At 63.3% G+C, this 22,386-nt stretch carries 24 protein-coding genes; 8 read left to right on the forward strand and 16 right to left on the reverse strand.

The window, feature by feature from the left end; all coding sequences use genetic code 11:
* The first annotated feature begins 8 nt into the window (after positions 1–8).
* Positions 9–1,217 carry an O-succinylhomoserine sulfhydrylase gene (metZ, locus tag MF606_RS03110; RefSeq protein ID WP_240232193.1) on the forward strand — a complete coding sequence of 403 codons (1,209 nt, stop codon included), beginning with the start codon at positions 9–11 and terminating at the stop codon, positions 1,215–1,217.
* Between the two features lie 158 nt (positions 1,218–1,375).
* Positions 1,376–2,170 carry a transporter substrate-binding domain-containing protein gene (locus MF606_RS03115; RefSeq protein ID WP_240232194.1) on the forward strand — a complete coding sequence of 265 codons (795 nt, stop codon included), beginning with the start codon at positions 1,376–1,378 and terminating at the stop codon, positions 2,168–2,170.
* Here the strand turns inward: MF606_RS03115 and MF606_RS03120 are convergent.
* Positions 2,164–2,832 carry a DUF2161 domain-containing phosphodiesterase gene (locus MF606_RS03120; RefSeq protein ID WP_240232195.1) on the reverse strand — a complete coding sequence of 223 codons (669 nt, stop codon included), beginning with the start codon at positions 2,830–2,832 and terminating at the stop codon, positions 2,164–2,166. The two genes, MF606_RS03115 and MF606_RS03120, sit on opposite strands and share 7 nt — an antisense overlap.
* A 12-nt stretch (positions 2,833–2,844) precedes the next feature.
* Positions 2,845–3,258 carry a tellurite resistance TerB family protein gene (locus MF606_RS03125; RefSeq protein ID WP_240232196.1) on the reverse strand — a complete coding sequence of 138 codons (414 nt, stop codon included), beginning with the start codon at positions 3,256–3,258 and terminating at the stop codon, positions 2,845–2,847.
* Between the two features lie 161 nt (positions 3,259–3,419).
* Here MF606_RS03125 and MF606_RS03130 point away from each other — a divergent pair, with 161 nt between their 5' ends.
* On the forward strand, positions 3,420–5,063 hold the full coding sequence (locus MF606_RS03130) for a lysine--tRNA ligase (protein WP_240232197.1): 1,644 nt from the start codon (positions 3,420–3,422) through the stop codon (positions 5,061–5,063).
* Positions 5,064–5,132: 69 nt separating this feature from the next.
* On the opposite strand, the gene MF606_RS03135 is transcribed toward MF606_RS03130, so the two are convergent.
* Together MF606_RS03135 and MF606_RS03140 are read right to left on the reverse strand one after the other, a co-directional pair.
* Positions 5,133–5,354 carry a helix-turn-helix domain-containing protein gene (locus MF606_RS03135; RefSeq protein WP_240232198.1) on the reverse strand — a complete coding sequence of 74 codons (222 nt, stop codon included), beginning with the start codon at positions 5,352–5,354 and terminating at the stop codon, positions 5,133–5,135.
* A gap of 4 nt (positions 5,355–5,358) precedes the next feature.
* Positions 5,359–5,946: a hypothetical protein gene (locus MF606_RS03140; RefSeq protein ID WP_240232199.1), complete on the reverse strand. Its 588-nt coding sequence runs from the start codon at positions 5,944–5,946 to the stop codon at positions 5,359–5,361.
* Positions 5,947–6,051: 105 nt separating this feature from the next.
* Here MF606_RS03140 and MF606_RS03145 point away from each other — a divergent pair, with 105 nt between their 5' ends.
* Entirely contained in the window at positions 6,052–6,432 is a 381-nt protein-coding gene (locus MF606_RS03145) for a chlorophyllide reductase (protein ID WP_240232200.1), read from the forward strand.
* Positions 6,433–6,498: 66 nt separating this feature from the next.
* Here MF606_RS03145 and MF606_RS03150 read toward each other — a convergent pair whose 3' ends face one another.
* The 11 genes from MF606_RS03150 to MF606_RS03200 all read right to left on the reverse strand — a co-directional run bounded on the left by MF606_RS03150 (position 6,499) and on the right by MF606_RS03200 (position 16,091).
* Positions 6,499–6,849: a DUF2087 domain-containing protein gene (locus MF606_RS03150; RefSeq protein ID WP_240232201.1), complete on the reverse strand. Its 351-nt coding sequence runs from the start codon at positions 6,847–6,849 to the stop codon at positions 6,499–6,501.
* The gene (aac(6'), locus tag MF606_RS03155; protein WP_420842256.1) at positions 6,846–7,289 is read right to left on the reverse strand and encodes an aminoglycoside 6'-N-acetyltransferase; all 444 of its coding nucleotides are present in this window, start codon (positions 7,287–7,289) and stop codon (positions 6,846–6,848) included. The genes MF606_RS03150 and aac(6') overlap by 4 nt, the downstream gene beginning before the upstream one ends.
* Positions 7,290–7,291: 2 nt before the next feature.
* Positions 7,292–7,930, reverse strand: a complete 639-nt coding sequence (locus MF606_RS03160; protein ID WP_240232203.1) for a S24 family peptidase — start codon at positions 7,928–7,930, stop codon at positions 7,292–7,294.
* Between the two features lie 116 nt (positions 7,931–8,046).
* The gene (locus tag MF606_RS03165) at positions 8,047–9,060 is read right to left on the reverse strand and encodes an aldose epimerase family protein (RefSeq protein WP_240232204.1); all 1,014 of its coding nucleotides are present in this window, start codon (positions 9,058–9,060) and stop codon (positions 8,047–8,049) included.
* Positions 9,057–9,791 (reverse strand): GntR family transcriptional regulator, encoded by a 735-nt coding sequence (locus MF606_RS03170; protein ID WP_240232205.1) that lies wholly within the window; start codon positions 9,789–9,791, stop codon positions 9,057–9,059. The genes MF606_RS03165 and MF606_RS03170 overlap by 4 nt, the downstream gene beginning before the upstream one ends.
* 22 nt (positions 9,792–9,813) lie before the next feature.
* Complete coding sequence (locus MF606_RS03175) at positions 9,814–10,698, reverse strand: carbohydrate ABC transporter permease (protein ID WP_240232207.1); 885 nt, start codon at positions 10,696–10,698, stop codon at positions 9,814–9,816.
* A 10-nt stretch (positions 10,699–10,708) separates the two neighbouring features.
* On the reverse strand, positions 10,709–11,653 hold the full coding sequence (locus MF606_RS03180; RefSeq protein ID WP_240232208.1) for a carbohydrate ABC transporter permease: 945 nt from the start codon (positions 11,651–11,653) through the stop codon (positions 10,709–10,711).
* 56 nt (positions 11,654–11,709) lie between these two features.
* On the reverse strand, positions 11,710–12,951 hold the full coding sequence (locus tag MF606_RS03185) for an ABC transporter substrate-binding protein (protein WP_240232209.1): 1,242 nt from the start codon (positions 12,949–12,951) through the stop codon (positions 11,710–11,712).
* A 31-nt stretch (positions 12,952–12,982) separates the two neighbouring features.
* Positions 12,983–14,083 (reverse strand): ABC transporter ATP-binding protein, encoded by a 1,101-nt coding sequence (locus MF606_RS03190; protein WP_240232210.1) that lies wholly within the window; start codon positions 14,081–14,083, stop codon positions 12,983–12,985.
* Positions 14,083–15,312 carry an enolase C-terminal domain-like protein gene (locus tag MF606_RS03195; RefSeq protein WP_240232212.1) on the reverse strand — a complete coding sequence of 410 codons (1,230 nt, stop codon included), beginning with the start codon at positions 15,310–15,312 and terminating at the stop codon, positions 14,083–14,085. Before MF606_RS03195 ends, MF606_RS03190 begins: the two co-directional genes overlap by 1 nt.
* Positions 15,309–16,091 carry an SDR family NAD(P)-dependent oxidoreductase gene (locus MF606_RS03200; RefSeq protein ID WP_240232213.1) on the reverse strand — a complete coding sequence of 261 codons (783 nt, stop codon included), beginning with the start codon at positions 16,089–16,091 and terminating at the stop codon, positions 15,309–15,311. Before MF606_RS03200 ends, MF606_RS03195 begins: the two co-directional genes overlap by 4 nt.
* A gap of 116 nt (positions 16,092–16,207) precedes the next feature.
* Here MF606_RS03200 and MF606_RS03205 point away from each other — a divergent pair, with 116 nt between their 5' ends.
* From MF606_RS03205 to MF606_RS03220, 4 genes are all read left to right on the forward strand, one after another.
* The gene (locus MF606_RS03205; RefSeq protein WP_240232215.1) at positions 16,208–17,305 is read left to right on the forward strand and encodes a lactonase family protein; all 1,098 of its coding nucleotides are present in this window, start codon (positions 16,208–16,210) and stop codon (positions 17,303–17,305) included.
* Positions 17,306–17,341: 36 nt separating this feature from the next.
* Positions 17,342–20,002, forward strand: a complete 2,661-nt coding sequence (locus tag MF606_RS03210) for a glycoside hydrolase family 38 N-terminal domain-containing protein (protein ID WP_240232217.1) — start codon at positions 17,342–17,344, stop codon at positions 20,000–20,002.
* A gap of 105 nt (positions 20,003–20,107) precedes the next feature.
* Positions 20,108–20,464 carry a DUF952 domain-containing protein gene (locus MF606_RS03215; RefSeq protein ID WP_240232219.1) on the forward strand — a complete coding sequence of 119 codons (357 nt, stop codon included), beginning with the start codon at positions 20,108–20,110 and terminating at the stop codon, positions 20,462–20,464.
* Entirely contained in the window at positions 20,461–21,570 is a 1,110-nt protein-coding gene (locus tag MF606_RS03220) for a quinone-dependent dihydroorotate dehydrogenase (RefSeq protein WP_275693120.1), read from the forward strand. The genes MF606_RS03215 and MF606_RS03220 overlap by 4 nt, the downstream gene beginning before the upstream one ends.
* On the opposite strand, the gene MF606_RS03225 is transcribed toward MF606_RS03220, so the two are convergent.
* Positions 21,567–22,238, reverse strand: coding sequence for a response regulator (locus MF606_RS03225; protein WP_240232221.1), 672 nt, complete (start codon positions 22,236–22,238; stop codon positions 21,567–21,569). The two genes, MF606_RS03220 and MF606_RS03225, sit on opposite strands and share 4 nt — an antisense overlap.
* Positions 22,239–22,386: the final 148 nt, after the last annotated feature.

Genomic DNA, 22,386 nt, shown 5'->3' on the forward strand with positions numbered 1-22,386 from the left:
CGTGACCTATGTCCCGAGAAAAGAACCCCCTGCTCGATCCGAAACTGCATTCTGCAGCGACCCAGATGGTGCATGGCGGCGGCAAGCGCTCGCCCTTCAACGAAACCAGCGAAGCTATCTTCCTGAACTCGGGATACTCCTATCCCAGTTCAGAGCACGCCGAGCTGCTGTTCCAGAACAAGATTCCGGGCGGCCACAACTACTCGCGCTTCGCCAATCCCAGCGTCGACATGTTCCAGGAGCGCATGGCGCTGATCGAGGGCGCCGAGGCCGGCCGCGCCTTCGCCTCCGGCATGGCAGCGGTGACCAACGCGGTGATGAGCCAGGTTCGAGCCGGTGACCACATCGTTGCCGCCCAGGCACTGTTTGGCGGCTGTCGCTATGTGGTGGAAGATTACGCGCCGCGGTTCGGCGTGGAATCGACACTTGTCGATGGCCGCGACCCCGAAAATTTCGCCCGCGCCATGCGCCCGAACACCAAAGTCGTGTTCATCGAGACGCCGACCAATCCGACGCTGGAACTGGTGGATATCCAGGCCGTGGCCGATATCGCCCATGCCCATGGCGCCAAGCTCATCGTCGACAATGTCTTCTCGACCGCGCTGTACCAGAAACCGCTGCAGCTGGGCGCCGATCTCGTTACCTACTCGGCCACCAAGCATATCGACGGGCAGGGCAGGGTTCTGGGCGGCATTGTTCTGGGCTCGAAGGCCCTGATCGAGGGCGACGTTCACACCTTCCTGCGCCAGACCGGCGCGACGCTCAGCGCCTTCAACGCCTGGGTGCTGCTCAAGGGCCTCGAAACCTACGAGCTGCGCATCCGCCAGATGACCGATAGCGCCGAAAAGGTCGCCGAGGCTCTGGCCGGTCACCCCAAGGTTGCGAGGGTCATCTACCCGCATCATCCCAGCCATCCCCAGTATGACCTTGCCAAGCGTCAAATGACGCGCGGTTCGACACTATTGGCCATCGATGTGAGGGGTGGGCAGGAAGCGGCCTTCACGCTGTCCGACAGTCTCGCCGTGATCCTGATTTCCAACAATTTGGGCGACGCCAAGTCGCTGATTACCCATCCGCGCACCACCACCCACGCCCGCCTCACCGAGGAAGTTCGGCTCGAAACCGGTGTTACCCCCGGCCTGCTGCGCCTGTCGGTCGGGCTTGAGAGCTCGGATGATCTGATCGCCGATCTGATGTATGGGTTGGATCAGGTTTAGGTCTGTCCATGGTGCTGCGTGTGTTGCCCCACCCCCTCCCGACCTCCCCCATCGAGGGGGAGGTGCCGTTCAGCGTTCGTCATACGATCCGGCACAACGAGTGGAGCGAAACCTCTCCCTCTGATGGGGGAGGTAGGAGGGGGTGGAGCCGCGCACTGGTGGCGCTTGCCCTATCGCTTCTCGCCACCCCCGCCTTCGCCCAAGCCCTCCCTTACCACGCCGACCCCAGCGCGCGCGAACTGCTGCCCAGCTCCACCCCGGTGGCCGCGATCCGTTTCCTGACCACCGCCGATTTCCCGCCCTTCAATTTTCGCGACGCCGGCGGCGAACTCATCGGCTTCAATATCGATCTTGCCAAGCGCATCTGCGCCGAGGTCAATGTCGCCTGCACCATCCAGGCATGGCCTTGGGAGCAGGCGGCCAGTGCGCTGGGCGACAATCAGGGCGACGCGCTGATTGCCGGCCTTGATATGTCCGCCGCCAATGGCGAGCTTTTCGATTTCTCCGCCACATATCTGGCGCTGCCGGGGCGTTTCGTCACCCGCGCCGCTGACATAGAAGGCTTCGACCCCGATGCGCTGGTCGGCAAGACTATCGCCGTCCGCACCGGCAGCACGCACGAAACCTTCGTCAGGCGCTACCTGCCGCAAGCCACGATTAGCCCGTTTGCCGGCGAGGTCGAGGCTCTGGCCGCGGTGCAGAACGATCAGGCCGACGCCTTCTTCGGTGACGCCATGCGCGCCTCGTTCTGGCTCAATGAAAACCTCAACTGCTGCGGCTTTGCCGGCGACCCCTATTTCCGGCCGAACCTATTCGGCGAAGGTCTTGCTATTGCGCTGCCGGCCGGCAACGACGCCATCCGCCACACTATCGATTGGGCGCTGATCAGGCTCAAGGACAACGGTACGCTGGACGAATTGTACCTGCGCTGGTTCCCCATAGGCTTCTACTGAGGCAATTCCAGCCGCGATTCCCGCTGCCGCGCGACAGCCTCGCGACCCGTCTCAGTCAACTGATAGACCCCGTTGCGCACGCGCTCGAACCAACCATAGACATTGCCAAGCAGGATTTTGCCGGCATCGGGCGCCTTGGGCTTGATGTCCCTCGGCCTGAGCGGGCCATCGAACAACGCTTCGGCACAGATCAGTGCCTGCTGACGATACGCGGTCATGATCGGTGTCCGCGTGCTCCCGCCCAGCGCCGGATCGCCCCGCCGACGCTGATGCTCGCGCACCAGGCGCGACCGGCGCTTGGGATTGGTGCGCGGCATGGGGGTGACGGAATTGACGATCACGCTGACCACGCCCATGTCGGACACGCCAAGCATGCCGATGCCGAGCCGCCGGCACAGGTCGCGATAACGCGTGTCGGCCTCGCGGCCCTTGCCCTTGGCGGAAATCCGTGCGGCGATCCAGACCTCGTCGGCGATGGCGGCCCGATCGACCGCCTGCAGGATCAGTTCGAGATTGAAGGTCAGCTTCAGTTCGCAGACCACGATGACCGACGGGTCGTCCGGGATCAGGCCGATCAGGTCGCAGCCGCCGATCTCACCCTTGACCTCATAGCCGGCCTGCTCGAGGAAGGCCTTGACCGGCGGATAGAGCGAGGTCTCCATCGTGGACGCAGGTCAGCTTGGCATCCGCCTGTGCCGCGCCCGTGCCGCCGCTTCGATCGCGGCCGTGGTCAGACGGTCGATGTCGAGCTTGTCGCGCAGAAGCTCGAGAAAGCGCAGTTCTTCCTGCTCCAGATAGAGGTCCACCGACGCGACCTCCACCGCCACCGCATAGGCCGTGTCCTGCAACTTGACCGGCAGCGCCGCGATGGCGTCGTCCATCACCTGGTCGAGTCCCCCAGGGCCATTGAGCTTGTCGGCGCAATTATTGGCCACCGCGGTCAGGCGAGCCTTGTCGAACCCCTCGAACACCGGAAGCCGGCCGATCAGGGTCTGGATGCGCACCAGCTCCTTGTCCGTCATGGCACTGTCGGACGAAGCGGCCAGGATCATCAGGTGGATGAGCGCGTCATGGGCGGCGTTGGGCATGAGGTGTTTCCCGTCTGGCTTTGCTGCCGATAGCTAGGCGTGCTGCGCCTGCTTGGCAAGCGTCTGCGACAATGCGGTGCTTCCAGGGCCCAGAAACGTTGACGCAAGGGCACGGGAATGCAACACACGCCGGTCCCTGCAATCCCTGAAAGGCGTAACCCTTGTCGCCCGCTCCTTTGCCCGTTCTCGACCCTGCGTTCTTTGACGCTGCCCAGACTGCCCGTGCCTGGCCGTTTGAGGAAGCCCGGAAACTGGTCAAGCGCCTGGAGAAATCGGGCAAGCAGGAGGCCCTGTTCGAGACCGGCTACGGTCCGTCGGGCCTGCCCCATATCGGCACCTTCGGCGAAGTGGCCCGCACCACCATGGTGCGCACGGCTTTCCGGCTGCTCACCCGCGACCAGATTCCGACCCGGTTGATCTGCTTCTCCGACGATCTCGACGGCATGCGCAAGATTCCGGACAATGTGCCATCCAAGGAGGCCATGGAGCCGCATCTGCAAAAGCCGCTGACCTCGGTGCCTGATCCCTGGACCAACGAGTTCGCCAGCTTCGGCGATCACAACAACGCCATGCTGCGCCGGTTCCTCGATACTTTCGGCTTCGACTACGAGTTCGCCAGCGCCACCGATTACTACCGCTCCGGCAAGTTTGACACCGTGCTGCGCCGGGCCGCCGAGCGCTATGACGACATCATGAAGGTCATGCTGCCTTCGCTCGGCGCTGAGCGTCAGGCCACCTATAGCCCCTTCCTGCCGATCTCCCCGATTTCGGGCCGCGTGCTCTACGTGCCGATGAAGGAAGTCAACGCCAAGGACGGCACGGTGACTTTCGAGGACGAGGACGGTCGCGACACCACCGTTCCGGTCACCGGCGGCCATGTGAAGATGCAGTGGAAGCCGGACTTCGGCATGCGCTGGGCCGCACTCGACGTCGACTTCGAGATGTTCGGCAAGGATCACCAGACCAACGCCCATATCTACGACAAGATTTGCGAAATCCTCGGCGGCAAGGCGCCCGAGCACTATGTGTTCGAGCTCTTCCTCGATGCCGAAGGCCAGAAGATTTCCAAGTCTAAGGGCAACGGCCTGACCATTGACGAATGGCTGACCTATGCGGGCAATGAGAGCCTGGGCCTCTACATGTTCCAGAAGCCCCGTACCGCCAAGCGGCTGCACTTCGATGTCATCCCGCGCGCCGTCGACGAATATTACAGCTTCGTCGCCGCCTTCGAGCGTCAGGAGGCGGCCGAGCGGGTAGAAAATCCGGCATTCCATGTCCACTTCGGCAATGTGCCCAAGGTCGATATGCCAGTCACCTTTGCGCTGTTGCTGAACCTGGCCACGGCCTCAAACCCGGAAACGCCCGAGGTGATGTGGGGCTATATTTCCGCCTATGCGCCCGGTGTCTCGGCCAAAACGCATCCGCATCTGGACGCACTGGTCGGCTATGCCATGCGCTATTTCCGCGATTTCGCTAAAAAGGCCTATCGCGCGCCTGATGATGTCGAACGGAGCGCGCTCGAAGCTTTGTCGGCTGCCTTCGGGGCCCTGCCGGCTGACGCCGACAATGAAACCATCCAGAATACTGCTCTCGACGTGGCGCGCACTTTCGAGCGTTACCAGGATCACACGAAGAAGAGCCCCAATGGTGGCCCCGGCGTTTCCGGGGAGTTTTTCCAGATGCTCTATCAGGTGCTGATCGGGCAGGAGCGCGGCCCCCGCTTCGGCTCGTTTGCCGCACTCTACGGCGTCGACAACACCCGCAAGCTGATTGCTGACGCCCTGACTGGCAAGTTTCTCGGCTAAGTCAAAATGGTATGGCACATGGACTACGAAAACATGTGCCACACCACCAATACCTGCTGTGGCAGGTAATCAGTCGGCCGTCACAACGGCCGCATCATGCTCCAGGATGTCGCCCGGCTGGCATTCGAGATAGCGGCAGATGGCATCCAGCGTATCGAAGCGGATGCCCTTGACCTTGCCCTGCTTGAGCAGGCTGAGATTGGCTTCGGTAATGCCAATATACTCGGCCAGGTCCTTGGACTTGGCGTTGCGCTTGGCCAGCATGACCGCGAGATTGATCCTGATCGCCATGCCGTCACACGAACTGGCTGTTTTCTTCAGCAATGGCGGCTGCTTTTTCCATCGCCCAGCCCAATGCGGCCACCGTCGCCGCAAACAACCCCATAATCAGCATGTCACTATTGAACTGAATGGCGAGCTGCCGCATGCCGGGCGGAGCATTCCAGGTCAGCACCAGCGTGAGCAGGGTAAAGCCGACGAGCTTGGCCAAAGCCGCGAGCGCCATGCCGGTGGCGAAATCGCGCAGGCCGGCAATGCCTCTGGCCGCGAAGGGTCGTCCCTGCGCGAATTCGATGAAGCACACTCGCAACCGCATCAGCCCCCAGGATAGTGGGAGGATGGTCGCAACGCTGATCGCCGCCGCAGCTAGCCGCTGCAAGGCGTCGAATTCTGCCAGCACGCTGGCAGCAAAGCCGTTAAGCCGCACGATCTCACTTTGCTCGACCAACATCCAATAGAGCACCACCGCCAACGGCAGCACCGTCGCGATCACCACTGCGGCGACGGCCAGAAGGTTGAACAGGCGTGCCGTTCGCGACGTCACGGGAATGCTGAAGCCGGCAAAGTGCCCGGCATGCAGTGGGTCGGCCTTCGTATCGATCATGAGCATGTCTCCAGAATGATCGACATCTAGACCAAGAATTATCGTTTGACAATAATAAAATACTGCAAAAGAATATGGCCGCATCGAACCATAAGGAACGTCCAAATGCGTCTTTTGCCCTCCGCCGCCCTCACCCTGCTGTTGCTTGCTGTTCCCACCGCTGCCGAGGCGGCACCCACCACCAGCAAAGGGCAGATCTCGGTTGCCCAGGTCGTCGAGATGGCGTCCCGCGCCGGAACGGACGCGAATGCCCGCATGACCCTGATCGCCTATCTCGCCGGCGTGGGCGAAACGACCGGCCTCATGGTTTCGGAAGCGCAGCAGCGTGGCGCCAAGCCGGTGCGCTGCACCAATTCGTTCAATCTGGATGAGAACGTCGCGCTTGCGGCACTGACGGTCGCGGCGCCTGACCGCGAACGCTGGTCCGAAACACCGGCCACCCCGATCATCGTCGCCGATATGTTCCGGCGCGCTGGCTGCGAGTAATCATCGGCCTGATCAGGCGCCCGCGTCAGCTTTTCGACGCGGGTTCCCGACCAGTTACCGGCGGCACTATGCCCGAGCCTGCGGCGATGCAAACCGCTCCGCCAGCAGGCGCGCCTCGGCCGGCATGTCATGCTCAACGCGGCGATAGACACGCCCGTTCGACGTGCGCCGCATCATGTCGAGATCGCACAATTCGCGCCGCAGCAGCGCATAGTCCTCGTACTCATGCCAATCGCGCAGCATGGAGCTGACTTCCGGCTCGCTGAGCTGGACATCGCTTGGCAGGTAGGACCACACCACCCACAGCACCAGCAATTGGTCCGTCCGCTTGGACGGCCAGCGTTGCAACCGCCCGGTCGCATCGAAACAGCGCGCCACACTGGCGATCCGCTTGGCGTCGATTGCTGCGTCCGTCATGGCCCAAGCACCTTACGAAAATAGACGACGCGTTGGGTCTCGCTAAAGCCCAATGCGTCGTGCATCCGGTGGCTTTCCAGATTGCCCACAGCAGCGTCCGAGGCGAATTCGGTGCAGCCTTGCGCGCGTGCCCAATCCTCCACCGCCATCACTAGCCCACGGGCAATACCCAGGCGGCGAGAGTCCGGCGCCACATAGATGCCCTCAAGAAACGCCACCGGCGAGGTTTTGCACCCATTGACGTAATCGTGGCGCAGCGCTGCCTCGGCCAGTCCCACCGCGCGGCCATCCGGCAAGCGGGCGATCAGGTTTATCGTGTCGGTCGGATCGGCCAGAAATGCCGCGATATCCGCCTCATGTGCGCCGGGCTCATGGCTTGGCCACAGCGCCTGGCGCAGCGCCGCCCAATCAGCAGTGTCCGCCTGGGTCGCCGCAGTGATCCTCACTGGCTGGCCCAGATGATGCGGGCGATCCACTCCACATCGGTCACTTCGATGATACGCGGACCATAGGCGGGATTGAGCGAATGCAGTTCGATCTGCTTGTTGGTCTGCCGGGCCAGGATCTTGGCCATCACCTCGCCGTCCCGCGTCTTGACCACGACGCGATCGCCGCGCCGTACCTGCTCGGTTGGCGACACGACGATCCGGTCGCCCTCGCGGTAGAGCGGCTCCATAGAATCGCCCTGCACCTCAAGCGCATAAATGCCCGCCTCGCCCGACGAGGGCAACGCGACTTCATCCCAGCCTTGACCAGCTGGAAACCCGGCGCTGTCGAAAAAACCGCCCGACCCGGCCTGCGCCAACCCCAGCAGCGGTACCGATTGCTTGGTGTTGGACTCGGCCATTTGCAAGAACGTGCCGCCTGACCAGAATGAGTCGAAGCTTTCCCCGGTCGCGTCGAGCACCTTGGACAGGCTCTCCGTTGATGGCCAGCGCTCACGACCGTCCTTGCTGACGCGTTTGGATACGTTGAAGGCCGTGGCATCCAGTCCCGCCAGCTTGGCAAGAGCCGACACCGAATGGCCGTGCCGCCGCGCCAGCGCGTCGATCCCGTCCCATATGGCTCTGTGTGATAGCATGGCGAAGTCTCAAGGAGAGGAAATATGTCTTACGACGGAATTAAGTCCTATTTTTATCCGCCCCTTTCCCCCTTGTAAAGAGAGCTGTTCACGTTTTGGTCGTGCCTCCAAAGCACCTAAAGCGCCTGACAGCCAATGCTGTATTCGATGCTCCATGGCTGCCCCCGGCACAACCGCACGCTGGTTGGGACACCTGCACGGTGCAGCGGGTTGTCACCCTCTGCCCATGACGGTCCAAGGTCGAAGGGTGCCGCCACCGGTTCGATGCCGATGGCCGTGAACCGGCTGTTCCAAGGATAGAAGCCGCGTCCCCGGTTGGAAAGCCACAGCGAACACGAGGGCAGGGCGCCGGCATCCCAGTTGAGACTGGCGGCATACCCTTCGGCATGATTCTCAAGCGTGATCTGCCCGCCGGTTTTGGTCAGCAGCAGCAGATCCTCGCTATTCCCTGGCAGGGGCAGGTTCCGGAAGTCGAACGCCGCCCCATCGCGGCCAAGCAAATGCTCCGGCGCAACATCCCGCTGATCCGGCTGTGCAGCAGTCTTGCCAGGCTCCACTGCGACCGGAAAACTCCAGCACCGTGTTTGCGGCGGCAGCACCAATCGTGCGCCGCCGACATTGGCGGGCAGGCGGAATACCGGATGCAGCCCGACGGGCATGGCCACATCCTCGCGCGCCTCGACAGTGAGCCGCAGACGCAGCCTGGGCGCCCCCAGATCGCAAGAAACGTGGCGGGTCAGCCGGGCAATCGGATGTGTCGAGGGATAGTCGATCGCAAGAACCGCCGCGTGCTCGCTCTGCTCGACCAGAGACCACTCGTTATTGGCGCCAAAGCCATGGCTGTCTTGGTGCCAGTCGGGTCTCTTGCCGGCACTGTCCCTCCAGGCATCAGGCAATCCCGGTGGCGGCTCGGCGCTGCCGAATGGGACGCAGGGCCACTCGCCGCGCAGCGAGCGCAGGATCGGCGGGATGGTCGCGAGTGCTGACGGCGCATCGTCAGCCCAAGGGGCGATAGCCAGCGGCCGCACGCGCTTCTCGCCGAGGTTGAACTCGACCGGGGCGAGCATGGCGCCGAGCGGAATGATTTCGGCGCTGCAGAAGGCGCTGCTGATACGGACCACCTGGCTCACGGCATATCGTTCCGCGGCAGCTTGGCATTGGAGAAGTACTCCGGATGGTCGCGCCGGATCACGTCGATGTCGGTGAATACAGATTGCAGGTGACGAACAATGCTGGCCTCGGCCAGTGCGACATCATGCGCCCGCATGCTGTCATAGATTTCCATGTGCTCATCGGTAATGTGCAGCATGCGCTTCTTGCTCATCAGCGACAGCCGGCGAATGCGGTCCATGTGGAACTTGGCTTCCGCCACATCTTCCCAGATCGACTCGTATCCGGCCGCCTTGGCGATTAGCGCGTGGAACTGGTCATCCGATTGCATGAAGCTGCGATCGTCGCCCAGATTGGCGAAAGTCTTCTGCAGTGCAATCTCGCGGGCCAGCAAGGCTGCGATGTCATCGGTCAGGTTTTCCGCCGCCAGCCTTACCAGCGGACGCTCCAATGCGTCGCGGATGAACCGCGCCTTGGCCACGCGCTGGATGCTGATCGGCGATACCAGCGTACCCCGTTGCGGATAGACGTCGACCAGATTGCGCCGCGCCAGCCGCGCCAGTGCTTCGCGCACCGGCGTGCGGGACACCCCCATCTCGCTGGCAAGACGTGCCTCGGATAATTCTTCGGCCGGCTTGAGCTCCATATCGAGAATGCGCTGGAGCAATAGTTCGTAGATCTGTGAGGCGATGGAGCCGCGATCCTGCCGATGCACGGCCTGAAATTCTTCTAGTCCACCATTTGCGCTCACAGGCCGCCCTCTCGTCATGAAGCTAATTCCCGGCCAGTTGCAGGCCCGACATGAAGTGCTTTCGCAGGAATACGAATAGCAGAACCGTCGGGATGCTGCTGATCAGGCTGGCGGTGACCACAACATTTGGGCCCGAGGAGGCATAGGTTCCCTGCAGCGACTGCAGTGCGGTCATGATCGAGCGCACCTGCGGTCCGTTGGCCAGGATCGAGGAAAAGAGCAGGTCGTTCCAGATGAAGGTGAATTGCAGCAGGAATAGCGCAATCAGCGGACCCTTGGCATTGGGCACGATCATCGAGCGAAATACCCGCCATTCGCTGGCACCCTCGATGCGCGCGGCTTCATCGATTTCGCGGCCGATTGAGCTGAAGGCATTGCGCAGCACGAGCAGCGGGAACGGGATGCAGATGGCGGTGTAGATCAGCAGCATACCGAACCAGCTGTTGATCAGCCCGAGGCGCTGATAGCCGAAGAACAGCGGCACCAGATACATCTGGAATGGGAACAGCGTGCCCGCAAAGATCAGCATGAACCAGGCATTGGCGCTGCGCAGGCGCAACCGCGTGAGGCCAAAGGCAGCGGCGGCGGCAAGGCCAACGGCAAGTGCCGCACCGAGCAGGCCGTAACTCAACGAATTGAACGCCGCGCGGCCCATATCGGCCATGGTCCAGGCCTGGACCACATTGTCGACGAATGGTGACAGCGACCGCGGCAGGTCGAGTACACCAGAATTGAGATACTCGTCGGTCGATTTGAAGACCGTGACGAACAGGTAATAGAACGGCACCAGATAGACCAGTAGCAGGAACACCGCCGGCACCAGCCGTGGCAGGCCAAGGCTTTTGGAGCGCTTCTCCTTTTCGATCAGGGCCGCAATGAATGCTGGGTCGCTGGTATCGACTGCCATTTGGGTCTCGCTATCGGATGCGGTCTTCGACGCGGCTTTGCATGCTGGCCAGCGCCCAGCTGACGATCACCACCATGCCGCTCAGCACTACGGCGATTGAAGCGCCATAGGCCCAGCTGCTCTTGGAGAAGGTCTCGTAATACATGTAGACGGCCAGCGAGAGCGTCCGCTGCGACGGGTAGCCATTGGCCATGACCCAGAGCAGGTCAAAGGCGGTGAAGCCGGCTGCCACATTGAGAATGGTCACCACGAACACTGTCGGCAGCAGCAGCGGCCAAATCACGTGGCGGAAAATCTGCCAGGACGAAGCGCCATCGACCCGTGCCGCCTCGATCGGGTCCTTGGGGATGGCCGCCAGGCCGAGCAGCAACAGCACCATGGTGATGCCGAGCGTCTGCCAGACGAAGGTGAAGATGATCGCTGGCGTGATGGTATTGGCCTCGAACAGCCAGCCGAAATCATTGGGCTGGCCGGTGACCCAGACCGAGATCGTGTTGATCACGCCATGCGGGGCATAGACATAGTACCACAGCGTGCCGACCGCGGTTGGCGCCAGCACGCGCGGCAGGAAGAACAGGCTCTTGAAGGTCTCCTGGAACGGAATGTCGCGCAGGAGCAGCGCCAGACCGAGCCCGAAGGCCAGGGGCAGGATGAGCGCGCCGCCGACCCACATGGCCGTGTTGATCATCGCTTCGGAAAAGTAGGGGATAGCGACCAGCCGCTGGTAATTGGCGAGGCCGGCAAATTCGTCGAGACCCGAAAAGCGCTGCCACTTGGTAAAGCTCAGCACAACGTTGAAAACCACCGGCGCCAGCAGGAAAATCCCCACCATCAGCAGGGCCGGGGCGATGAACAGTAGCGCGACTCGCCCGGTCCGCCGGTTGGCCGCATGCTCCCGGCGCTTGGCCTCCTCCAGCACGGCAGGCGACAGCTTGAATGTCGGGGCTTCTGTCATTGTGGCCTCCGCCGGGACAGGGAAGTGGCCGGCGCGCTGGGCGCCGGCCCTGGGAACTACTGGTTGGCCCAATAATCGGCGTTGAGCGTCTGCATGTCGTTCATGACCTGCTCGGCATTTTCGGCCGTCGGATCGAGCATGAAGGCGCCCATTTGCGAGACGAGGTCGCCCTGGAGGTCAGCCGGGACGGCCTCCCACCACCGCACGATGCTGCGCGGCTGTTCGGCGGCGACGATGGCATTGACCTCGGCGACGATGGCATTGGGCGCCTCTGCCTTGAGATTACCGGTATAGACGCCTTGCGCTTCGCCCAGTGCGTTGCCGGCCTCGGCAGACATCAGGTAGTCGACGGCTGCCGCCAGTTCCGGGGTCTGCTCCATGGCCTGCTTGGATACCACGATCGGCGCGGCCTCGAAGATGACGGAGTTTTCGACATCCGGCGTCACCGTCGGCATGATGAAGGCGCTGAATTGCTCGCCCGGCACCAGGCCCTTGGTCTCGACCACGCCCGCCGCCCATTCGCCGATCAGCCACATGGCCGCGTCGCCATTAACGAAAAAGCGGGAGTCATCCTGTTCGCGTGGGTCGGTGAAGTAACCGCGCTCGTAGAAGTCGACCCAGATTTCGAAGGCGCGATGCACTTCGGGGCCGTTATAGGGCACCGAACCGTCGGTCAGCCCGACAAACGCGTCCGGGTCGGTGCGGATCATCAGTTCGGAGAACCAGATCAGCCCCATCCAGCCGCCGACATTGGGGGCGTTGAATGGGGTATAGCCGGCTGCCTTCAGCTTTTCGGCGGCATCCAGCATTTCTTCCCAGGTCTGCGGGGGAGCGGCAATGCCAGCCTTTTCGAAGGCGTCCTTGCGATAGAGCACCGGCCAGCGGGCCAGGTTCAGCGGCAGGGCGTAGGGCACACCATCGACGCTCACCAGGGCCTTTTCGGCCTCAGAGAAGTCGCCATTGGCAATCGCCTTGTCCCAGGCGGCGGAGAGATCGGCGATCTGTCCGGTCTCGACGAGGCTGTCGAGCTGCTTGCCATTCCACCAGGTGAACATGGGCGGGGTATTGCCGCCGGCAATGGAGGATTGCACGAAGGCCTGGTAGCGATCGGTCGGCGTCTGCAGTTGCGGCACGATCTTGATGCCCGACGCGGTGCTTGCGCCATTCGCCAGGGCCTCGAACCCGGCCTCCCAGCCGTTCTTGTCGTAGTTGAGGGTGATGTCTTGCGCGAAGGTCGGGGTGATGGCGCTGGCGAGCGCCACAAAGCCGGCCGAGGCCAGCAGCAGGTTCAGTTTCATTGTTATCTCTCTCCCATGGTGTTACCCGGCGCTAGGCTTTCAGCACCGAATTCTCAGTTTGCTTGTCGAACAGATGCACCCGGCTGCCATCGATCCGCAGCGTGATCGTCTCGCCCGGCTCGACCAGTCGCGGCCGCTGCATGCGGGACACCATTTCGGTGCCGCCGAAATCGAGGAACAGCAGGCTTTCATTGCCGAGCATTTCGGCGAAACCAATCTGGGCGGTAATGTCGACGCCCAGCGCCGGAGCCTGTCCATGCCCATCCGGCACGATGTCTTCCGGGCGAATGCCGACGACAACAGGGGTTCCGACGGCCGGCAGGTCGAAGCGCTCGGCCATGATGGGAATGTCGATACCGCCGGCACGAATGACCGTGCGATCACCCGCATTGGCCACCACGCCATCGATGAAATTCATCGACGGCGCACCGATGAAGCCGGCGACGAACTGGTTGCGCGGCCGCTCGAACACCTCGATCGGCGTGCCGACTTGGGCAATCTGGCCATCCCTCAGCACGACAATCTTGTCGGCCAGCGTCATCGCCTCGACCTGGTCATGCGTCACGAAGATCACCGTGGCGCCGAGCTGCCGTTGCAGCCGCTTGATCTCAACGCGTGTCTGATTGCGCAGCTTGGCGTCGAGGTTGGACAGCGGCTCGTCGAACAGGAACACATCGGGCTCGCGCACCATGGCGCGGCCGATGGCGACGCGCTGCCGCTGCCCGCCGGACAATTGCGAGGGGCGGCGATCCATATAGGGGTCGAGGCCGAGCATGCTGGCCGCCGCACTCCGGCGCTTCTCGATCTCGGAAGCCGAGGTGCCCGCAATCTTGAGGCCGAAGCCGAGATTGTCGCGCACGCTCATATGCGGATAGAGCGCATAGGATTGGAACACCATCGAGATGCCGCGATCGCGCGACGGCAGGTCGTTAACCAGCCGGTCGCCGATGCGCAGGTCGCCATGCGAGATGGTTTCGAGCCCGGCAATCATGCGCAGGATGGTGGATTTCCCGCAGCCCGAAGGTCCGACGAAGACGCAGAACGTACCATCGTCAATGTCGAGATCGACGCCTTTGACCGCCACGAAGTCCCCATAGACTTTGACGATGTCGCGCAATTGCACATTGGCCATCAGCGTGCTCCGGCAAAGGATTGAGGGGTGGCAAAGCGCGCTTCGGGCTGGATCGAATACCAGTCCGGACGCTGCGGATCGCGATCATAGGTATAGCCGCCAACCTCGCGGAAATACTCGGCGTATCGGGCCAGCTTGTCCCGATCGACCTCGACGCCGAGACCGGGGCCCTTGGGCACATCGATATGGCCGTCGCGATACTGCATTTTGCCGCCGACGATGATGTCGTCGAGCAGATGGTGATAATGCGCGTCCGCCGCGAAGCTCATATTGGGTAGCGCCGCACCCAGATGCAGCATCGATGCGAGCTGGATACCGGCCTCACCCGACGAGTGGACGCTGGCGCCGAACTGGAACGCTTCCAGCACCTGTCCGGCGCGATGCGCCTGCCGCAACCCACCCCAGAACGTAGTGTCGAGGAGCACGACGTCGACCGCATCCTGCCGGATATTGGCGGCAAGCTGCTCGAAATTGACCACGACCACATTGGTCGCCGTCGGCGTCGAAACGCGCTGCCGCAGACGGCGCATACCATCGAGTCCGAAGCAGAAATCCTCGAGGTAGTCGTTGCGCACGGGCTTGATCGCCTCGGCCACGCGAATGGCCTCCTCGACGGTCCAGGCATTGTTGGGGTCGAGCCTGAAGCGGTCGCCCGGGAAGGCGTCACTCAGTGCCGAATACACCTCAATGTCATGGTCCGGCGCAAACACGCCACCCTTGAGCTTGTGGGTGGCAAAGCCATGAAGCCGCTTCTGTCGCTGCGCCTCGGCCACGATCTCGTCAGCGCTCACTTCGCCGCCAAAGCCCTCGCCCGGATAGCGGTAGAACAGATAGCTCGCAAACGGGATCGACTCCCGCAAGGCGCCGCCGATCAGGTCGCAGGCGCGCATATTCTTGGCCTTGCCGACCACGTCCATGCAGGCCATTTCGATCGCCGCATGCAGTTGCATACGATTGTTGTAGAGGCTGGCGACCGGGTTCATGATCTTCCAGCGCAACTGCTCCAGCTGCAGCGGGTCATGACCCCTAAGATAAGGCAGCAGCCCGCGAATGGAGGCTTCCGCCGCCTCGCCGCCGCCGCCCAGTTCGCCCCAGCCCGACAGCCCCTCATCGGTGACGACTTCGACAATTGTGCGGATGAACCGCCCCCAATGCGCGCCATGGGCGTGGCGCAGCGGCGCCTCGAGCGGCAGGGCAATCGTGGTGGCCTTGATGTCGACGATCTTCATGCGCCGCCCTCCGGCTTTGCCTTGGGAGCGCCGCCGATACGCGACAGCACGCCGCCATCGACACGCACCGTCTCGCCGGTCATGAACGAGGCCTCGTCCGACAGGAGGAAAGCGATAACCGCCGCGATTTCTTCGGGCCGGGCGCGACGGCCGAGCGGATGCATATCGTCGACGACCTTCTCCAGCGCGGCCGGATCGGGATCGAGCGCTATGGCGTCGCGCAGCATCGGCGTATCCACCGAACCGGGCGCCACGCCATTGATGCGTACGCCCCGTTCGGCTTCATCCATGGCCATGCCTGCGACGAGGCCCAGCATGCCGTGCTTGGCCGCGACATAGGCCAGTGCACCCTTCTGCGCCGCCATTCCCTGGATCGAAGCCGTCAACACGATCGCGCCGCGACTGGCGCGCAGCGCCGGCATGGCGGCCTTGGTGACGAGGAAGGCGCCGGTCAGGTTGACCGCCATGACTTCGTTCCACAGCGCCAGACTGGTATCGACCACATCGCCGTAACGCTGAATACCGGCATTGTGCGACAGGCCGTCAAGCCCGCCGAAGCGCGCCAGGCCCGCAGCCACGGCGCGTTCACTCGCTTCCGGATCGGCCACTGAACCAACGCTGACGACGACATTGTCGCCCAGCGTAGCCGCGGTGCGCTGCAGGGCACCCCCATCGACATCCATGAGAATGAGATTGTGTCCCCGCGCGGCGTGCAGCTCGGCGACGGCCCGGCCGATGCCCATGGCAGCGCCGGTGATGAGGATGGTTTTTGTGGTCACGTTTTAGCCCTGAAAGCCTCTTGCCAAGCTTTTGTAGTACTACCATACTAGGTCTGTCAATTGCGACGTCGGTGGTATCCGAACCGGTGCCGCCGCCCATCCCGGAGGGGGTTTACTTGGCTTTATGTGCTGTCATCGGCAGCCTCACGCGGCCCGCGCCACACTTTGCGGCGGCCAATGGTGAGGGTGTTTCGCTCTGCCTGTTCGACGATGCGACCGGCGCGCTTGAGAGAATTGGCGCCCCGCTGCGCCTTGAGGATTCGACCTGGCTGGTCGCCGCCCCCGCTCAGCAGCGTGTCTATGCGGTGACCGATTGTGACGACGGCCGGCAAAGCGCCGTCGCGGCGCTGTCGGTCAATGCTGCGGAAGGCGTGCTGACCCTGATCTCCACCCAGCCGGCCGGCGGCAGCGACGGCTGTCATGCTAGCCTTTCATCCGACAAGGCCGCTCTCTTCGTTGCCAACTATGGTGGGCATCGGACCACTGGTCCCGATTTCGGCGTTGCCATTGTGCCGCTTGACGCCACCGGGGTTGAGCCCGCCTCTTTCCGCCTGCGCCATGAAGGTCACGGCCCCAATACCGCGCGGCAGGAATCGCCCCACGCGCATTGCGTATTGCCGTCTCCGGACGGGCGCTTCCTGTTTGTCGCCGATCTCGGTATCGACCAGCTTGTCGCCTATGCCCTGGACGGCGCTCAACCGGTCCGCCGGCCGGCGCTGGACGTCAGCTTTCCCGCCGGGCTCGGACCGCGGCATTTCCTCTTCTCAGCCGATGGGCGCTTTGTCTATGTCGTCAGCGAACTGATCCCGACTGTTGTCGCTCTGTCTTACGACGGCGCCACGGGCGTCATGCGCGAACTGGCCTCGATCGCCATTCCCGCCCCCGCTGGCGGCGCGCTGCAACCAGCCGGGATCGTCGTCCATCCCGACGGTCGGCATCTCTTCGTCTCGCTGCGTCTATCCGAGGAAATCCTCGTCTTGGCCATCGATCCGGCAACCGGTATCCCCGCGATATCCAGCCGGCACGACGCTGGCGGCCGCACGCCACGCGATCTGACCGTGTCGCCGTCCGGCCGTCACCTGCTGGTCGCCAACCAGGATTCCGACTGCGTCAGCGTCTTCGCCATCGACCCCGCGAGCGCTGCACTGTCCGGCCCGGTTTCACGCCTTGCGATCGGCACGCCGATGGCCGTCGTCCTAGCCAATTTCGCCTGATCCATCCCGCCAATACGTCACCCTCAGAGCATAGCCATGAGCATCAAAGAACTTCTGATCATCAATCACACCCATACCGATATCGGCTACACCGACCACGCCGATACCCTGTTCCGCCACCAGCGGATGATCATCGACGATGCGCTTGACCTGATCGAACAGGAACAGCATCGCGACGAGGCCTCCAAGTTCCGCTGGACCTGCGAGGTGACCTACATCACCGCCGACTGGTTCCGGAATGCCTCGAGCAAGCAGCAAGATCGCTTCCGCGACTTCCATCAGCGCGGCCTGATCGGCATCGGCGCCATGCCGGTGCATTGGACGCCGTTGATCAGCCCGGCCAATGCCATCCGTTCTCTCAAGCACCTGCATTTCCTCAAAAGCGAAGGCATCGATGCCCGCGTCGCCATCCAGTGCGACGTCAACGGTCTCGGCTGGTACTGGACCGACCTGCTGCTGGACATGGGTGTCGACAGCTTCCTCCTCAGCCCCAATCCCCATCGCGGCATGCACTTCAACGACATGCAGCGCGTCTTCAATTGGCAGTCGCCTTCGGGCCGCGACCTGTTCACCGTGCATGGCTGGCACTATTCGGTGGGCGTCAACACCTTCTTCTTCGGCGACAACGACCTCCAGCGCACCCAGACCACCATCGATCGCGTGCTCGGCAAGCTTGATGAACGTGCGCAGTATCCTTACCCCACGGCCATCGTTCCGATCACCAACATCGCCGCCCCCGACAATGGTTACGCCACCCGCGGCACCTCCGAATTCGTCGAACGCTGGAATGCCGAGGGTCGTACGCCCAAGCTGCGCATGGCCACGATCGAACAGGCCATGGACGGGGTGCGGGCAGCCGTCGCGGCCAGCCCCGAGCCGGTAGCAAGCCATCGCGGCGACTGGTCCGATTTCTGGGTCGACGGCGTCGGTTCCACCGCCTACGAGACCATGCTGGCGCGCTCGGCTGAGCGGCTATTGCCGGTGGTTGACCTGCTGTCATCCTTCAGCGCCAAGGGTGACGTGACCCTGCTCGACCGTGCGGCCGACGAAATCCAGCTCTATGACGAGCATACCTGGGGCGCCTTCTGCTCCATCAGCCGCCCCGATTCCCCGTTCAGCCGCATCCAGCTCAACTGGAAAACCAGCCGCGCCCATAACGGTTTCGCCCTGGCCCAGGAAACGGTGCGCAAGGAAGCCCAGAAGCGGGCGCGCGAAGTAGTGGATGGCAAGGTCGAGGGCGATTTCCGCCTGCGCCGCATCGATCGCGTCGGCGATAACGGCCTGAGCTCGGTTAGCCTACCGATGCGTCCCGAGGAGCAGTCCTACTACGTGCTGAACCCGTCCTCGGTGCCGCGTTCGGTGTACTGGCCTGTGGTCCGCGATCACGCCGGCTCGTCACCGCAAACCATTCTCGATGCCTATGTCTGCGAGCATTACCTGACCGGCATGATGGTGCGCGACACCGACCAGCCTTCATCGACCCATGTCATTGCCGTCGACCTGCCCCCATACGGCGAGGCCGTGGTCAAGCCGGTTGCCGCACGTCCCGCCGGTGGTCTCGCCTCCGGCCCCACCTGGATCGAAAACGAACGCTACCGGCTCGAAGTCAATCCGATCGATGGCTCCATCAAGTCCCTGCGCGACAAGGCGGCCGATCGCGAATGCGTCTCTGCCGCCCATCCACTGGGGCAGGCTGTCTACGAAACGCTGGAAAATGCCGGCCTGCGGCGCTTCGGCACTTTCGGCGGCAATTTCGACTGGAGCCATATGGAAACTCTGGTCTGGCCGAAGACCACCGCCTATGCCCGCCGCACCGCCGACACGGTCACCATCGGCGCTGTCACCCAGAACACGATGGGCATTGAGATCGCCCTGACGCTGACCTGGTACCACGGCGACAAGATGTCGATTACCTACCGCCTCCCGCATCAGGGGCAGGGCGTCGAAATGGACACCGTCACGCACAAGACGCCGATCGAAACCCCGGAATCGCTCTATGTGAAGTTCGGTGCGCCGGGACAGTCACCCGGCATCCGCTTCGACATGGGCGATCGCGTCATCGACCCGGTGACCGAACAATTGCCGCTGTCCTGCGAGGCCTGGGTGGGTATTCAAGGTTTCGCCGCCATCACCACCGATGCCGGAGCCATGGTCGTTGCCGCCCCTGATGCGCCCCTGGTGCAGCCCTTCGGCATCCAGACCGGCAATGTCGGTTCCGGCCGCCAGGGCGAAGAACCGAGCCTGGCCTTCTGGGTGCTCAACAATCACTGGGACACCAATTTCGCCATCTCGCAAAGTGGTGGCATCCCGGCCCGCTTCCGCCTGCTGCCGCAGGCCCAGCTCGACGTCGCGGCCGCCCGCGCCTTCGCCGAAACCACCGGTACAGCCCCAGTCGTCGTCCGCGCCTATGCCTCGACCGAAAAAGCGGCAACGCCGCTGATAACGGTCGCGGCAAACAGCGAAGTCACCAGCCGTGTCCGCAAGGCATGGGACGCCGACGGCATGGTCCTGACCCTGGTCAATCCGGAAGACAAGGCTGTCGCGGTGAGCATCGCCATGCCCCAGCACAGCTTCCGGTCGGCCAATACCGTCAATCCGCTCGAAGAGGTCGTGTCACCGATCGATTTCTCTACCGGCACCGCAAAGGTGGAAGTCGCCGCTGGCGGCACCGCTTACATCCGGTTCAGCCGCGACTGATTGCTTCCGAACGGGTCTCGGCGTCGGCGAAGAAAGCTTCGCGGACGCCGATTCTGCTCTCGGCACTGCTTGCGAGCTTCTGCGACCCCGATTAGGTTCCCGGCCATGAACGCCCCCGACCTGATCTACAAGATTGCCACTGAAACAGCCTACGCGCCCGCACGCGGCACGGCATCCTTTGCCGGCATGCCGATCGACGCCGCCGATGGCTACATGCACTTTTCCACCGCTGCGCAACTGGCCGAAACCTTGCGACTGCACTTTGCCGGCCAGTCCGGTCTCGTGCTGCTCGGCGTGCGCACCGCCGATCTCGGTGACGACCTGGTCTGGGAGGCCTCGCGCGGCGGGGCATTGTTCCCCCATCTCTATGGCGGGCCGCTGCCATCAAGCGCCATCGCCTGGGAAGCGCCGCTCAGCGTTGCTGCCGATGGCTCCTGCACCTTGCCCGAGGCGGTTCGATGATCTTTTCCGCGCTCTCGCCGCTGCTGCGCGTGCCGGCTTTGTCCGGCCTCACGCAGCAGGCCTTGCTCAAGATGGATGCGGAGACGGCCCATGGCGCGACCATCACCGCCCTGCGCCTGGGCCTCGCGCCTGAGCAAAGTCATCCCGATGGCGCCGAACTCCACACCACCCTCTGCGGCCTCGATCTCAAGAACCCGGTCGGCATGGCCGCCGGTTTCGACAAGAATGCCGAAGTGCCGCGTCCGCTGGCGCTGATGGGTTTCGGCATGGTCGAGATCGGCACCGTGACGCCGCGCCCCCAATCGGGCAATCCCAAGCCGCGCCTGTTCCGTGTCCACCCCGCCGAGGGTGTGGTCAACCGCATGGGCTTCAACAATCAGGGTCACGAGGCGGCCTTCGAGCGCCTCAAGGGCCTGCGCGTTCCCGCCGCGCTGGGCGTCAATATCGGCGCCAACAAGGACAGCGAGGATTTCGTCGCCGACTACGTGCTGGGCGTGAAGCGCTTCGCCGATATCGCCGATTATCTCACCGCCAATGTCTCGTCGCCCAATACGCCCGGATTGCGCAATCTGCAGGCCGACGAGGCCCTGCGCCGCCTCCTCGGTGAAACCCTGGCCGCCCGCGCCAAGGCCAAGACCCGCGTGCCGGTCTTCCTCAAGATCGCGCCTGATCTCGACGAAAAAGCGCTCGACGCTATCGCCAAGGTGGTGCTTGCCACCGATCTCGATGGCCTCATCGTCTCCAACACCACCGTTACCCGTGACGCCGTCGCCGGTCAGGAAAATGCCAGCGAAACCGGCGGCCTCTCGGGCAAGCCGCTCTTCGATCTCGCCACGATCCGCCTGGCGCAGATGCGCCAGCGTGTCGGCAAATTGCCGATCATCGGGGTAGGGGGCATCCACTCCCCGCAATCGGCCCTCGCCAAATTCGAGGCCGGCGCCGACGCCATCCAGCTCTATTCGGCTCTGGTCTTCGGAGGGCTCGACCTGCTCGACCGCATCAAGCGCGGCCTGGTTGCCGCCGTGCGGGCCGAGGGTAAGACCAACATTTCGCAACTGGTGGGTGCGAAGACGGCCGATTGGGCCGCGGGACGGGCGACGCTCTAGGCCTTTTCCGCCCCGATCGAGAACAGCGCCTCGAACTGCCCGTCTTCGATGCGGGCCGCTGCAATCACCGCCTGGGTGCGGCTGTCGACATCCAGCTTTTGCAGGATAGCCGAAACATGCGCCTTGACCGTGGCTTCCGAGATCGACAGCTCATAGGCGATCTGCTTGTTCATCAGCCCGTCGCTGAGCATCATCAGCACGCGCACCTGCTGCGGCGTCAGCGTCGATAGCCGCCGCATCAGCGCGGTATGGGCATCGTCGCCACCCAGTGTCGTACCCTCGGGCACGAAGACCTCGCCCGAAAGCACCGTCTCGATGGCGCGACGGATTTCCGTCGGTCCCACCGATTTGTGCAGATAGCCCACGGCCCCCAGCTCGAAGGCCCGGCGGATGACTGTATTGTCCTCGACCGCCGAGATGATCATCACGGGAATATCGGGATACTGCGCCCGCAACAGCAGCAGGCCCGAAAACCCGCGCACCCCCGGCATATTGAGATCGAGCAGCACCAGGTCGCAGTCGCGATCTGCATCCAGCGCCGTGCTCAGGCCGTTGAGATCGCCCGCTTCCTCGACGCTTACCGTCGCGTCGCCGCCCGACAGGGTCTGCCGCAGCGCGGCCCTGAACAGAGGGTGGTCGTCGACGATGATAATGCGGCGGCGGGTCATGGTCGTGATGGTCTCCGGCGGCGGTCATTCGGGGTGATACCGACTCAACCGCGTCAAAACCCCAGAAAATCAGCTCATCGGGGCCATGGCTCTTGCATAATGCGGCAATGCTTAACGGGTTCTTTACCATGTTTTCCCAAGAGTGACC

The sequence above is a fragment of the Devosia lacusdianchii genome (assembly GCF_022429625.1).
Classification (GTDB): Bacteria; Pseudomonadota; Alphaproteobacteria; order Rhizobiales; family Devosiaceae; genus Devosia; species Devosia lacusdianchii.

Coding starts and splice junctions, on each gene's coding strand:
- metZ (WP_240232193.1), top strand. CDS start 9: ATGTCCCGAGAAAAGAACCCCCTGCTCGATCCGAAACTGCATTCTGCA.
- MF606_RS03120 (WP_240232195.1), bottom strand. CDS start 2,832: ATGGAGACCTCGCTCTATCCGCCGGTCAAGGCCTTCCTCGAGCAGGCC.
- MF606_RS03125 (WP_240232196.1), bottom strand. CDS start 3,258: ATGCCCAACGCCGCCCATGACGCGCTCATCCACCTGATGATCCTGGCC.
- MF606_RS03135 (WP_240232198.1), bottom strand. CDS start 5,354: ATGGCGATCAGGATCAATCTCGCGGTCATGCTGGCCAAGCGCAACGCC.
- MF606_RS03140 (WP_240232199.1), bottom strand. CDS start 5,946: ATGATCGATACGAAGGCCGACCCACTGCATGCCGGGCACTTTGCCGGC.
- MF606_RS03145 (WP_240232200.1), top strand. CDS start 6,052: ATGCGTCTTTTGCCCTCCGCCGCCCTCACCCTGCTGTTGCTTGCTGTT.
- MF606_RS03150 (WP_240232201.1), bottom strand. CDS start 6,849: ATGACGGACGCAGCAATCGACGCCAAGCGGATCGCCAGTGTGGCGCGC.
- MF606_RS03160 (WP_240232203.1), bottom strand. CDS start 7,930: ATGCTATCACACAGAGCCATATGGGACGGGATCGACGCGCTGGCGCGG.
- MF606_RS03175 (WP_240232207.1), bottom strand. CDS start 10,698: ATGGCAGTCGATACCAGCGACCCAGCATTCATTGCGGCCCTGATCGAA.
- MF606_RS03180 (WP_240232208.1), bottom strand. CDS start 11,653: ATGACAGAAGCCCCGACATTCAAGCTGTCGCCTGCCGTGCTGGAGGAG.
- MF606_RS03185 (WP_240232209.1), bottom strand. CDS start 12,951: ATGAAACTGAACCTGCTGCTGGCCTCGGCCGGCTTTGTGGCGCTCGCC.
- MF606_RS03190 (WP_240232210.1), bottom strand. CDS start 14,083: ATGGCCAATGTGCAATTGCGCGACATCGTCAAAGTCTATGGGGACTTC.
- MF606_RS03195 (WP_240232212.1), bottom strand. CDS start 15,312: ATGAAGATCGTCGACATCAAGGCCACCACGATTGCCCTGCCGCTCGAG.
- MF606_RS03210 (WP_240232217.1), top strand. CDS start 17,342: ATGAGCATCAAAGAACTTCTGATCATCAATCACACCCATACCGATATC.
- MF606_RS03215 (WP_240232219.1), top strand. CDS start 20,108: ATGAACGCCCCCGACCTGATCTACAAGATTGCCACTGAAACAGCCTAC.
- MF606_RS03220 (WP_275693120.1), top strand. CDS start 20,461: ATGATCTTTTCCGCGCTCTCGCCGCTGCTGCGCGTGCCGGCTTTGTCC.
- MF606_RS03225 (WP_240232221.1), bottom strand. CDS start 22,238: ATGACCCGCCGCCGCATTATCATCGTCGACGACCACCCTCTGTTCAGG.